Source organism: Pontibacter burrus (assembly GCF_010686685.1).
GTDB lineage: Bacteria > Bacteroidota > Bacteroidia > Cytophagales > Hymenobacteraceae > Pontibacter > Pontibacter burrus.
In genome coordinates this window covers 452,167-465,650 of sequence record NZ_JAAGWD010000001.1, presented here as the reverse complement: position 1 = coordinate 465,650, position 13,484 = coordinate 452,167, and the positions used below count along the sequence as shown (strand labels likewise).

Sequence of the window (13,484 nt, the reverse complement as noted above, 5' to 3'; positions counted from 1 at the left end):
CCGATTGAAAGTCGAAGCGTTCTATATGCTCTATAGTTTCTCTTTTGCCATTTCGAAGGCAGTGAAGAATCTATCTCAATCTATAGTTTCTTTCTTGTCATGTCGAGCGTCAGTCGAGACATCTTATATGACCTATAGCTACCTTTAGTTGCTACTTGCCACAAGCAGTTCATGCTATAGTTACCCTTCATCCTGGCAGCTCTACCAGCCTACAGTGTTATAGTTACTTTGGTGCGCTCACGGCCGCGGGGCCTCGTCTTCGGGCATCGCGCTGCTGCCTTCTTGCTATCCTCCTGCGTCGGATTGCCTGCGGCACCGCAACAAGTCAAAGGCGCTCAACCCAAAGACTGATATCTTTCGATAGCTGCAGCTATAATTGAATTGAGTAGCTATAGTTCTGTAGCCTTTTCGTGGTGGTAATTCCTTGCGACAGGCTGCGCCTGCCTGTTCGTGATCCGTAACTATAAAACTATAGGATCAACTATAGGAAAGGTAGTAATTCCCCTCTCGGGAGGGGTAGGGGTGGGTTAATTAGCAACTATAGAACCTTGATTCAAACTATAGCTCCCTTACCTGTTTTTAGGAGAGGGCTGGGGTGAGGTAAATATTCCCCGCCTTAGACTACCGAGAAGCGATTTCGAAGGTAGCGAGCGTAGCTCTGAGGGGCAGGGGTGGTTGGATCTACAGTAACTATAAAACTATAACTTACCCCAAACCTATCAAATTCCACTTAATCTGCGGTTCATACAATCATTTCCCGACAGCCCGACATTCATACTATAAAATCACACCATCAAGTAACAACTGCTCTCTTATCTGGCAGGCAACGACATTTCATACAGGTCGAAGCCGGCGGCCCAGAAATCTTTCTCTACCCGGGATAATTTGAAATTCAGTTTCTGATAAAATGGATACACTAACTGCGAGGTGCGCACAACTATAGTTTCTATTTCCGGATTGCTCCTGATCTCGGTTAGCCTGTGCTCCAGCAGCTGCCGTCCTACACCTTTCCCCTGCTGCTGAGGATGTATGATGTCCCAGGAAAGACGAGCCTGTTTCTGGTCGGGGAAGTAATTAATGCCACCGCAGCCAACTATAGTTTCGTTATCCAGAAATACATAGTAACTCTCCAGCTCCTTCTCCAGGTAGAACAGGAAGTCGGGTTCTTCTGATGGATGGAAATATTGCGGGGTGTTAAGGCGTAGCAGCTCCAATAGTGTGCTTTTATCCGCAGAGGTATAGGACCTGATCATCAGCTAAAATGGCATATTATTTTTACCAATAGTGTTTAAAACAGCTCGCCCTGTACCGGCTGTATATATTTTTTGGGAACTTTCAGATTAAGGCCGCACACTTCGTTCAGTTGACCGATCAAGTAAATAGCCAGCTCTGGTGCCAGCGTATTATCGGGTTCGTGCACAAAAAAGTAAAGTTGCTGTAGTCCACTGTCAAACCATAATTTCAGGCGCTGCACCCAGGCATCGATGCGTGAATAATCGGTAGGATGCAGGCCATTGCCTACAAAGCGGATCATAGCTGCCGGTGTGGTAAGGCGCATGTGCAGTACATCACGGCGGCCTGCCACATCGGTTATCACAGTGCCCACTTCATATTTTTCCAGCAACTCAAACAACTCTTGCCCTGCTACTTCATCTGTAAACCAGTCGGGGTGGCGAAACTCTATAGTTACCGGTATAGATTCAGGTATAAACCTCAGAAAAGCTTCCAGGTCAGGCAACTGATCGGGACCAAAATAAGGTGGCAACTGCAAAAACGAGCTTCCGAGGTTATCTTCCAGACCAGCAATGGCTTCAAAGAAAGCAGTCGTTATACTTTGGGTATTGCGCAGTGGCCCCTCATGGCTGATAAGTTGTGGAAATTTTGGGCAGAATTTAAACCCGCGTGGCACCGAGTTTCTCCACCTGTCTATAGTTGTAGGCCCCGGAATATGGTAGTGCGTACTGTTGAGTTCGATAGTGTTAAACTGCCGGCCATACCACAGCAGCGAATCTTTTTCGCGCATGCTTGCAGGGTATATGCTTCCGGCCCAGGCCTTGTTCACCCACACCGGCAGACCTATGTAAACCTCAGGCTTTGCCTCCTGCTTATGCTGCTGCAAAACTACCTGAGTACCAGCATTATCTGCCGGCAAGGTAAAATCTACATGTGCTATAGTTTGTAGTTTGCCAAAATCCATTGTACCGGTTGTTTTTGCTTTATACGCTTTAGGCCCGAGCCAGGTAGTTTAGGGGAAATGCTGTAAAGCAATAACACATGAAATTATGATCTTATGAATATATTTTAATAAATTTTTTATTGCATTTTATCGAAAGCAAAGTTATTAAAATAAGGCTATACTTCCATATAAAGCACTTTTCGCATTATAAGACTTATAGCAACTTTGTACCTTATCCTGTATCCCCCCACATCCTTTATGCAATAAGTCCGTAAAAAGCTTCGTTTAAAAAAATATTCCTAAATTTGCCGTTTCACCAACATATATAAATATGATATATAATAGAAAGTGCATCCTGTTATCAGTAATCATTTTTCTATTTATTGGCCTTAGCCAAACTACAATAGCACAAGATAGCAACCAAACACAAACAGGAACTGCCTCCTGGTATGGCAGTAAATACCACGGGAGAAAGACCAGCAGCGGCGAACGTTATAACAAGAACGAAATGACTGCAGCACATAATACACTCCCTTTCGGTACAAAGGTAAAAGTTACCAACCTGGCCAATAACGAATCTGTAGTGCTGCGCATCAACGACCGTGGCCCATTTGTAGGCAACCGCATTATTGATGTTTCGGAAGTAGCCGCCAGAAAGCTGAACATGCACAAGCAAGGCGTAGCCAAAGTACAGGTAGAAGTGCTCGAATTAGAAGGCAAAGGCATCAGTAAGGCCGATGACCCGTTTAAGCCAAACACTTACACTATACAGTTCGGGGCTTACACTTCAGAAAAATCGGCACGGGAGCAAAGCGAAAAGCTGAAAGCCTTTGACAAAAGCCTTACTGTAGAACTGCAGCAAGAGCAGATGAAAGGCAAAAAGATACACCGCCTCAGAATCGGCCAGTTTGAAAACAGACAATATGCCGAAGCTTTTAACGAACTTCTGAAAGAAGAAGGTCTGGCCGGCAAAGTGCTGGAGTCTTAAGAAACTATAGTTTAAACTATAAATGGGAGTGCGGTTACCTTCTGGTAGCCGCACTTTTTATTTCGGAAGTTTATAGAGCGCTGCATTTTGATAGCTAAAGAGAACGGCTATATTGAACCCAGCACAAACGGAGAGCACGTAAAGTGTCGAAAACTATGACGGGCCATGACTCTGAACTATAGTTTAACCTGCAAGCCTTTATACCCCTGTTTTACTTTTGCTACAAATGTAAGCAGCAGCTGCGCCAGATCCGGAATGCACTCCAGGTTAAGGGTGTGCCCTATGTTTGGCAGAATTTCGAGTTCGGCATTAGGCAGCGCCTGGTACATGGCCTGTCCCATTTCCGGCGTACAAAGCATGTCTTCGCTGCCGTGCACAACCAGCACCGGTAACTGTACTTTCTTCAGCTCCTGCAGGTAATTGCCGCTTTCTTCAGTGGCGCGCACCAGCTTCAGCAGGTTTTCTGTTGATGGGCTTTGGCCGGCCTTGCTGTTTTTGAGGTCTTCTATTGTGATGATCGGATTCAGGAAATAGCTACGCCCCAGCACAAAAGGCAGCATCACATCCAGCATCAGCGGGTAGCCGCCAGCCAGCAGGGCCTGTTTCCAACTATAGCCAATGGCATCAAAAAAGGCATCTTTGTATGGGAAAGTGGAGAGCAGCACACCAGCCTGCACCAATTCCGGGTAGTTAACCAGGAAACGTTGCGCAACTGCTCCGCCATAGGAAATACCCACCAGCGTGGTTTCCGGCAACTTAAGCGAACGCAACAGATCGGCTAGATCGGCTGCGTGGCCTTCGAAGCTCCGGTGCTCAGGTGCTGCATCGCTCTGCCCCTGAAACAACAGATCAACCAGCACCACCTTGTACTCATTACCTAAAGCACGAACCACGCCGCCCCAAGCCGCTGCAGACTGCGATAAGCCATTCAGGAAAACGAGCGCCTGTGCAGCATCTTTATTTCCGTGTATCTCATAGTATAAATTCAGTCCGTCGGGTAGTTGGTGTATCATGTGCGGGGGTGTTTAAGGTTAGGTTGCTGCAGGCAAAACTATAGTAAAATCTAAGAAAGCAAAATATACCAGCCAGCAAATCAGAAACTATACCGCTGATAAGGAAGTAGCTGTTTGCTGTTTGTGTGGTTGACCTTCCGGGGCCAGCGGTACCGTAAACCAGAACCTGCTCCCATTGCCGGGTTCGCTTTTTACCCAGATAAAACCACCGTTACGCTCCACAAACAGGCGGCACAGCAACAGACCCAGCCCGGTTCCTTTCTCGTTGGCAGTGCCTTTGGTGGTTTGTGCCAGCTGTTCCTGACTAAATAAAGATGCCACTGTTTCTGCCTTCATGCCAATTCCTTCGTCCTCCACGGTTATCTCTGCCATGCTGCTGTTGGTTAGGCAGGCGCGCAGCTTTATAGTTTTGCCGGGTTCCGAGAACTTAATGGCATTGTGCAGCAGGTTCCGGATCACAAACGAGAGCATGTTAGCATCGGCATACACATTCAGGTTATCAGCTATAGTTGCCTGCCAACTTATATTTTTGGCTGCGGCGGTATCCTGCAGCAGTGCCAGGTTGGTTTCTATGTTCTGGTGCAAAACTATAGTTTCTGGTTCAAAAGTTACCGTATCGCCGGAGCCAGTTTGCGCCGCCGACCATTGCAACAGGTTCTCCAGCAAGGCTTGCAGGTTACGAACAGATAATTGGGTATGGTTAGCCAGTTTCTGCATCTGTTCGGGCTTCATTCTGTCAGAGAAGTTGAGCAGGATGTTCAGGAAGGAATCGAGGGTGGCAAGCGGAGTGCGTAAGTCGTGCGAGATGATGGAAAAGAAACGATCCTTAATGCCGTTGATGCGCATGAGCTTCAGTTCAGATGCTTTCAGCTGCCGCACGGTATGCTTTAGTTCCTGTGTTTTGCTACGCAGTGCGGCTGTCCGGTTGGCAACGGTTAATTCCAGTTCTTTTTTCTGCTGCTCTATCAGGTGTTTGCGCTCCACTTCCTTTTCCAGCTCCAGGCGTTTCTTCTCCAGCACTTCGTTTGCCAGTTCAGTGGTAACAGTGTTAAGACGATAGGCCAGACCAAGTGAGAACAGAACTACCTGCGCCACAATGCCCACTTGCGCCGAGTATAGGGTAAGCGGTGTATCCGGCAGCCAGTGCATCTCTTTGAGAATAAACAGCAGCGACCCAACCACAAACAGCAAATTGGCGAATACGAAATATAGCGCCGGCCTGTAGCCTTTATAAAACGAGATAGCGCCAACCAGCAGCATGGCAACCAGCACAGCCCCGCCAATTATACCGATCAGGTCCACGCAGGCTTTAAGCAGGTCGATGGAGGTAAAGTAGGAGAGCAGCCCCATTGCCACCGGTATAGCATAAAGTAATGCCAGAAAGGTAAGCACCCTATCCCAGACGGGCATGGTTTGGCGGGTATCCAGGTAGCTGCGGGTAAAGAGCAGGCGGAAGATACCGTTGAACGTAACTATAAAAGCAAAACTATGGGCATTCCAGTATGGGGCATCGGGCCAGAGTAGCTCCAGCGCAAAACCATGGTAGAACATAAAATACAGGCCCGTTCCGGTTAGCGCCATTACATAGTATAAATAGCTACGGTCGCGCACCGATATGTACAACACCAGGTTGTAGAGCGCCATTACAATGATGACACCGATAAAAATACCCTGTACAAACAAACGGCTGTTGTTAGCTTCTACTACCTGCTCCGGCGTTTCCAGTTGCAAACTCAGGTGCTGTGGCTTATAAAGGTTAATATCGCCCTGCAGGCGCAGGTAAACCAGGGTCTGGCTATTGGGCGCCAGCTTCACCCGAACGTATGGCTTGTTTTGCGGCACATCGCGGGCACTAATCGGGAGCAACTGGCCGCTCTGGCGTTTTTCTATAGTTCCGTCGGGGTGTTGCAGGTATAGTTCCAACCGGCTCCAGCCTCCTGCATACAGGTAACGCTCCTGCTGGTAAGGGCTGTTGTTTTGCAATACAAGACGTACCCAATGCACCGTTTTGCCGGCAGGTAAAACTGCAGTCGTATCGAGTTGCTTAAACTGCTCCTGCGTTATAGTTGCCAGGTCTTTCTCACCGCTTACATCATGGTACACCTGCAGGGGCTGCTGTATTTGCTGGCTGCCCGGCTGCAGGGCAACTATAGCGGCATCCTGGGCAGCAACTATAGTTACGCAAAGCAGCAGCAACAATCCTGTTACCAGCAACCCAACGGTTAATCTGAATTCGCGGCTTCCCCTGTTCATCTCTTCAATTTAGGAAATAAAGCAATTGGTAGCCACAGCTTTGGCAGCAGAGTTGCCTTATTCATCTTAAATTTAATATATTTAGTAGCTCAGACTAAAGAAAGATGTATGGCTAAGGTTAAATTACTGATTGCGGAAGACGATGTGGTGATTGCTCAGAATTTAGCGCTCACGCTGGAGGAGATCGGGTATGAGGTATGCAACACCGTGAGCTCCGGCGAGGACCTGCTGCTACAGGTGCACCAGCACCATCCTGACCTGGTGATACTGGATATTACCCTGGAAGGAAAACTGGATGGCATCGAAACAGCAGCTATACTTGCCCGCTCCACGCAGGTGCCTTTCATTTTTATGACGGCGCTATCTGACAGGGAAACTATAGATCGTGCCAAGCAGACCAACCCGCATGCCTACCTGGTAAAGCCTTTTGATGTGCGCACCCTGCAAAGCAGCATCGAAGTAGCTATACACAACGCTGCCACACGCCTGCAACCGGAAACCCCAGCCAGCGAAGCCACTCCTGCCCAGGAACCTGCTGATAATTACCTGCTGCACAACAGCCTGTTTGTAAAAGTGCGCAACCGCCTCGAAAAAGTTTCCTTAAAAGAGATTGTATGGGCCGAGGCGCAGGATATTTACTGCAACATCAAAACACAGAACCACATTTACCTGGTAAGCCAGAGCCTGAAAAACCTGGAGCAGCGCCTGCCGGCAAAAGATTTTATGCGCGTGCACCGCTCTTACATTGTGCGCCTTACTGCCATCCAGGCCATCGAAGACAACCACATCCTGATCGGCAACAAACAGATCCCTATTGGCAACACCCACAAAGACAACCTGCTAAACCGACTGCAGATCCTGTAAGTTAGAAAGTTGGGAAGTTTGTAAGTTAGAAAGTCGAGCAGGTGGAGAGATGCAATGCCTTGCGCCCCTGCCATGGAACTATAGTTTGGCTTTATTCTGCTACTCATTCCACCTCTTATTCAAAATCCACTCATTCAGTTATTCAAAATTCCGCCCTCACCTTACCATCTCCGGATTTCACCTTGAATTACTCCGAGTTCGCAAGTATAGGCCGAAAGCTATGTGATTAATTGCTTACCTTAAAACTAGTTAGCTTCACTTAAACTCTGTTCTTATGAACAACTTAGCTTCTTCGGAACTAGTTACGGCAGGCTGGGCAATTGTAATTGCTTATGCTGCAGTTATCCTCTACTTTGTAATTCGCGGTGCCATGCGCACCCGCTCCATTTCCGACTATGCGCTGGGCAGTGTTGTTTTTTCGCCGGTTGCTGTGGGCCTCGCTCTTGCCGCATCCATGACGAGTGCTGCCACCTTCATCATTAACCCGGGCTTTGTAGCCCTGTACGGTTTAAGCGGCGTTATCTCAATGGGTATTGTACTACCTCTGGCTGCTCTTGTGTCGCTGGCTATACTTACAAAAGGTTTCCGGGCGATGGGCACGGCTGTAAAGGCCCAAACTATGGCACAGTGGATGGGTGCTGTGTACAAAAGCCGTGGCTATACGTTATTCTTTGCCTTTCTGTCGCTGCTGCTTATCACGTTTATAGTACTCATCTGCGTGGGCTTAACCAAAGTGCTTGCCAGCGTACTTAACCTGAACGAGCTGTATGTTTGCGTAGGCATTGTAGTGTTTGTATTTGGCTACATGATGTTTGGCGGTGCCAACTCTATGGTGTATACCAACATGGTGCAGGCCGTGCTGATGGTTATAGTTGCAGTTATCTTGCTGGGCTCTGGTTACGAGCACTTCAGCGATGGCGTACATGGTTTCCTGGATAAGCTTACGGCCATAGACCCGGCCCTTACAGCCACTACCAACCCCGAGAGCTTCCTTTTCCGCGATAACTTCGAGATCATCTTCTGCCAGATCATTATTGGTATAGCCATCGTTTGCCAGCCGCATATCATCACAAAATCGCTGCTGCTCAAAAACGAGAAAGATGTTAACCTATACCTTTTTGTGGGCATCCTGATTCAGGGGCTGTTCTTTCTGGTAGTGATTGCCGGCTTGTATGCCCGCCTCACCTTCCCTGATCTGACTATAAACGGCGCAACTATTCCGGTAGACAGTATTATGTCGGCGTATGTGGTGCAGGAGTTCCCGGTATATGTGGGTTTACTTGTTGTGATTGGCTTGATCTCTGCCGGCCTTTCTACTTTAGAAGGCCTGATCCAGTCCGTGTCCATCACTATAACATCTGATATCATCGCTCCTATACTTGGCGATAAGGGCTTAGCCAACAGTGTTTTAATTAACCGTCTGGTAATTATAGCGCTGGCTATAGTTACCATCCTACTTACTTTTGATCAGCTCCTGTACCCGAACCTGAGCGTGGGCATTTTCGCGCAGAATGGTGTTTATGCCTACTTCTCAGCCGCTTTTGTGCCAGTGCTGTTCGGTATGTTCCTGAAACGTGTGCCCCTTATAGCGCCGGTGGCGGCCTCGCTTACTTCCGTAGCCGTGCATTTTGCCATTTACTATGGCGGACTTACTCCTTACATGGATGCCCCGGTGCGCAACCCGGGTATTGCTGCCGCGCTGGCTATAGTTGCCTCGGTGCTTGTGGGCTTAATTCTATACTTTACCTTCCGCAAAGCTGATGATCTGGAGAGCGCTACTGCTACAACACCTGCAAAGAAAGTAGTTTATGAAGAAGAAATTTAGAAATATAATTCTGCTGTCGGGGTTTGGCCTGCTGTTGTGCCTGCATGCACAATGCCAGGCTCCTGCGGCTGTTTCGGCAACTACCAAAACCGATGCCGTTTTCGAGAACCTGAACTATAGGTATCCGGCAAAAAAAGTAAAACTGGCCAACGGCACCACCATTGCCTACACCGACCAGGGCAAAGGAACCGAAACGCTTATTCTGATACATGGCCTTGGAAGTTACCTGCCTGCCTGGAACAAGAACATCGAAGACCTGAGCAAGAACTATAGAACGATAGCTTTAGACCTGCCGGGATACGGCAAATCATCTAAAGAAGATGTGCAGCCAGGCATGGCCAACTATGCGCAAACCGTACTGGCCCTGATGGATAAACTGAAGATCAAAAAGGCCATATTGGTCGGCCACTCAATGGGCGGGCAAATTGCGATTACAGCTGCTTTACAGGCTCCTGAACGGGTAAACAAACTGGTACTCGCCGCACCCGCCGGACTCGAAACCTTTACAGAACAGCAAAAACAGCTTTTTAAGATGACGGTAACCCCGGAAAGCGTGCAAAACACACCAGCCGACAAAGCTGCCGCCAACATTAAAATTAACTTTTACCAGATGCCTGCCGATGCGCAGTTCATGATCGACGACCGCCTGAAGATGGCTGAGTCTGCTGATTTTGGCAACTATAGTAAAGCGGTAGCAGCCAGTGTAGCAGCCATGGTGGATGAGCCGGTTTATGACAAACTACCGCAACTACAGGTACCCACACTTATCATTTTCGGGGAGCAGGATACCCTTATCCCTAACAAATACCTTAACCCGAATTTAACTACTCAGGCAGTTGCCAATATCGGGAAGGAAAAGATAAAGAACAGCCAGGTGATACTACTGCCAGAGGCCGGTCACTTTGTACAGTTTGAGCAGGCTGCCGCTTTTAACAAGGCTGTCCGCGATTTCATTAAATAAGAAACCGAAAACACACATAACCTAAAAAACACAAATTAACTGATCTACTTATGAAAAAGCTTTACTTAATCCTGCTGTCGCTGCTCTGTATTACGGGGGTGGCTATGGCGCAAGGCGGTACCATTACCGGCAAAATAGTGGGTTCCGACTCGCAGGAGCCGCTTATTGGTGCCTCTGTATTGGTGGAGCGCACTGCCAAAGGCGCTACTACAAACACAGCCGGGGAATTTACGATAACAGGCGTGCCTGCCGGCAACTATAGCCTGCGCATTACCTATGTAGGCTATTCTGATAGCAGAGTACCGGTAACTATAGCCGAAGGCGGCACCGTTAACCTGGGCACCGTTTCCATGACTGCATCGGCTATGATGAGCGATGAGATCGTGGTTTCAGCTACGCGTCGCCCTGAGAAACTAACCGAAGCACCTGCTGCCATCAGCGTTATTTCCTCCAGAGACCTGACCGAGCTACCATCTTTCAACATTGGCGAAGTACTGAACAAGGTACAGGGTGTGGAAGTAGTACGCTCTGGCGTAATTGGCGTGGGTATTAACGCCCGTGGTTTCAACAACGCCTTCAACGTGAAAATGTACCAGATGACCGACGGCCGTAACTCTATGCTGCCTGGTGGTACTGGTTTGCCAGCCGGTTTCTACAACACAACTATAAAAGAAGATATTGAGCGTGTGGAAGTTATTCTTGGCCCGTCTTCAGCACTTTATGGCCCGAACGCACACAACGGTATCATCAATACCATCACCAAAGATCCGCGTCGCCACCAGGGTACTACAGTGGTGCTGGGTGCCGGTAACCAGGATGTGCTAAGCGCCCGTTTCCGTCACGCCAGTGTTATCAGCCCTAAGTTTGCTTTTAAAGTGACCGGCGAGTACACACAAGGCAGAGACTTCGAATTCCAGGATACAGTTTACAACGCTACCTTAGGTGCACTGCCTGAGTATGATGTAGACTATAAATTTGATTCCAAGCGTTTCGGATCAGCGCTATACTATAGCCCAACCGAGAAAATCGACATTATCGCGGACTATGGCTTTGGGCAAGGCTCCAACATCGGGGTAACTAACAACGGTCGTAACCAGATCAACGACTGGACCTTCCAGTACCTGCAGGGTCGCTTTGTTACGCCACGCTTGTTTGGTCAACTATACGCCACCTGGAACGATGCAGGTGACACTTACCAGATAAATGCCCGCACCAACAACTACTATGCCCTGCTGGCTGCCGGTGCCACACCAGCTCAAGCACACCAATACTCTAAATCAGGCGCTAAAAAAGACGAGATCTATCCTGGCTCACCGGCTGTTGCCTTCCCTGGTTTTATCGACCTGAGCCACCGCCTGAATGGTGAACTACAGTACAACAACAACTTCGCTGGCTTCGACATCATCACGGGCATTAGTTACCAGCGCGATGTGGCCTACAGCCGCCAGACGTACCTAGATGACAAAGCCGGAAACATCATCCTGAACCAGATTGGCGGGGTAGTGCAGATCGAGCGTAACCTGACGGATAAGTTAAAAGCCCTAGTAGCCGGCCGTGTAGACAACCACGACAACTATGGCACACAGTTCAGCCCGAAAGCCGCTTTAACATACAATGCACTGGGCGGTACTTTCAGAGCTACTTACGGCAAAGCATATTCAGCACCATCTATCCAGTTCCAGGAGTTTTATGCTAACACCGGTGCCCTGGCTATTCTTGGTAACGGTGCAGGTCTAACTATAGAGAACACCGAAACCGGCGCTATCAGAACGATAGACAGACTGGAAGTTGAGAAAGTACAGACGTTTGAAGTAGGCTACAAAGGCACTCCGGTTAAAAACCTGTACTTCGACATCAGCAGCTGGTATGCTAAATCAAAAGACTTTATCTCGCCGCTTACTGCTATTACCCCACTAATGGGCAAAGAGCGTGTTATTAAGAAGGGCGATGTGGATGTGAGAGAATCTGCTGCTACCCTGCTTAACTATTACCTGACGTACCTGAACTATGGCCAGGTAAACTCGTGGGGTACAGACCTGGGCCTTAACTACTATTTCGACGACAACTATAGCATGGGCCTGAAATACTCTTACTTTAACTCTGACATTACCGACAAAGACAACCTGGACAACGATGCCAACGGTGACAAGAAAGTATCGGCTGCGGAAAGCAGCCTGAATGCCGCCAAGCACCGTGTAAACTTCAACATTACAGCGCGTAACCTGGCAAACAACAAACTGTTCTTGTCGCTTAACCTGCGCTACCTGCCTGAGTTCGATTTCTACTCTGGCTCACAGATAGCTGCTGAAAAAGGTGCCGGCTCGCGTGTACCAGGCTTTAACTATAACCATGGCCCGCTGGGTGGCTTCACTTCTGTTGATCTGAGCGGTGGTTACAAGCTTACGAACTGGTCTACGCTGGGTGCCAGTGTATCTAACCTGTTCAACGATGAGCAGCGTGAGTATGTAGGTTCTCCTGTTATCGGTCGCCTGTACTCTGTTGAGCTGCGCTTCGATTTTGGTGGCAAGAAAGAAAGTAAATAGATCAGTTAAAGTTTAATTTGTTCGGAGCGCTCTTTATAGGGGCGCTCCGATTTTTTATAGCACTATAGTTTACACAGCATGAAAAATGTATTGATAACCGGCGGCACCAGCGGCATTGGCCTGGGCATAGCACGCGCTTTTGCGGCACAAGGCTATAACCTGCTCCTAAATGGCCTCGAGAAAAACGGACCCGATATAGCGAAAGAAATAGCCGATACTTATAATGTTAAAGCAGTGCACTCGCCTGCCAACCTGATGCACCCCGAGCAAATACGGGAAATGGTAGCGTTGGCTGAGCAGGAACTTGGGCAGGTGGATGTGCTGATAAACAATGCTGGCATACAGCATGTGGCCCCAGTAGATGAGTTTCCGGAAGACAAATGGGATGCTATTATCTCCATCAACATGTCGGCTTCGTTTCATGCGGCCAAAGCTGTCTGGAAAGGCATGAAGAGCCGGGGGTTCGGGCGGATCATCAACATTGCATCGGCACATGCACTGCGGGCATCGGAATACAAGATTGCTTATGTTACTGCCAAACATGGCATTGCCGGCTTAACTAAAGTACTTGCCCTGGAAGGCGCTCCGCATAACATTACCTGCAATGCTATCTGCCCCGGCTATGTACGAACGCCTTTGGTAGAAGCCCAGATCGCTGACCAGGCCAAAGCGCACCAGATGTCTGAGTCGGATGTAATTGAAAAAGTAATGCTGAAAAAGCAGGCTGTAAAACAGTTTGTAACCATTGATGCCATTGCCAACCTGGCGCTTTATTTAGCTTCGGATACAGCCAGCCAGATGACAGGCGCGATGCTGCCTATAGATGGTGGCTGGTCGGCTCAGTAAAAGAACTATAGTTAT

At 48.5% G+C, this 13,484-nt stretch carries 10 protein-coding genes; 6 read left to right on the top strand and 4 right to left on the bottom strand.

What is annotated here, in order from left to right; genetic code table 11:
* Window positions 1–812: 812 nt before the first annotated feature.
* Window positions 813–1,253, bottom strand: coding sequence for a GNAT family N-acetyltransferase (locus GXP69_RS02150; RefSeq protein WP_163911779.1), 441 nt, complete (start codon window positions 1,251–1,253; stop codon window positions 813–815).
* Window positions 1,254–1,288: 35 nt separating this feature from the next.
* Entirely contained in the window at window positions 1,289–2,197 is a 909-nt protein-coding gene (locus GXP69_RS02145) for a DUF72 domain-containing protein (protein WP_163911776.1), read from the bottom strand.
* A gap of 310 nt (window positions 2,198–2,507) precedes the next feature.
* Here GXP69_RS02145 and GXP69_RS02140 point away from each other — a divergent pair, with 310 nt between their 5' ends.
* Window positions 2,508–3,164, top strand: a complete 657-nt coding sequence (locus GXP69_RS02140; protein ID WP_163911773.1) for a septal ring lytic transglycosylase RlpA family protein — start codon at window positions 2,508–2,510, stop codon at window positions 3,162–3,164.
* A 176-nt stretch (window positions 3,165–3,340) separates the two neighbouring features.
* Here the strand turns inward: GXP69_RS02140 and GXP69_RS02135 are convergent, their stop codons facing one another.
* Together GXP69_RS02135 and GXP69_RS02130 are read right to left on the bottom strand one after the other, a co-directional pair.
* Complete coding sequence (locus GXP69_RS02135; RefSeq protein ID WP_163911770.1) at window positions 3,341–4,177, bottom strand: alpha/beta fold hydrolase; 837 nt, start codon at window positions 4,175–4,177, stop codon at window positions 3,341–3,343.
* Between the two features lie 87 nt (window positions 4,178–4,264).
* Window positions 4,265–6,430, bottom strand: a complete 2,166-nt coding sequence (locus GXP69_RS02130; RefSeq protein ID WP_163911768.1) for a sensor histidine kinase — start codon at window positions 6,428–6,430, stop codon at window positions 4,265–4,267.
* 108 nt (window positions 6,431–6,538) lie between these two features.
* Here GXP69_RS02130 and GXP69_RS02125 point away from each other — a divergent pair, with 108 nt between their 5' ends.
* The 5 genes from GXP69_RS02125 to GXP69_RS02105 all read left to right on the top strand — a co-directional run bounded on the left by GXP69_RS02125 (window position 6,539) and on the right by GXP69_RS02105 (window position 13,469).
* Entirely contained in the window at window positions 6,539–7,294 is a 756-nt protein-coding gene (locus GXP69_RS02125; RefSeq protein ID WP_163911765.1) for a LytR/AlgR family response regulator transcription factor, read from the top strand.
* A gap of 274 nt (window positions 7,295–7,568) precedes the next feature.
* Complete coding sequence (locus GXP69_RS02120) at window positions 7,569–9,119, top strand: sodium:solute symporter family transporter (protein WP_163911763.1); 1,551 nt, start codon at window positions 7,569–7,571, stop codon at window positions 9,117–9,119.
* Window positions 9,103–10,080, top strand: a complete 978-nt coding sequence (locus tag GXP69_RS02115) for an alpha/beta fold hydrolase (protein WP_163911760.1) — start codon at window positions 9,103–9,105, stop codon at window positions 10,078–10,080. The genes GXP69_RS02120 and GXP69_RS02115 overlap by 17 nt, the downstream gene beginning before the upstream one ends.
* A gap of 50 nt (window positions 10,081–10,130) precedes the next feature.
* Window positions 10,131–12,623, top strand: a complete 2,493-nt coding sequence (locus GXP69_RS02110; RefSeq protein ID WP_163911757.1) for a TonB-dependent receptor — start codon at window positions 10,131–10,133, stop codon at window positions 12,621–12,623.
* 78 nt (window positions 12,624–12,701) lie between these two features.
* Window positions 12,702–13,469 carry a 3-hydroxybutyrate dehydrogenase gene (locus GXP69_RS02105; protein ID WP_163911754.1) on the top strand — a complete coding sequence of 256 codons (768 nt, stop codon included), beginning with the start codon at window positions 12,702–12,704 and terminating at the stop codon, window positions 13,467–13,469.
* Window positions 13,470–13,484 lie beyond the last annotated feature (15 nt).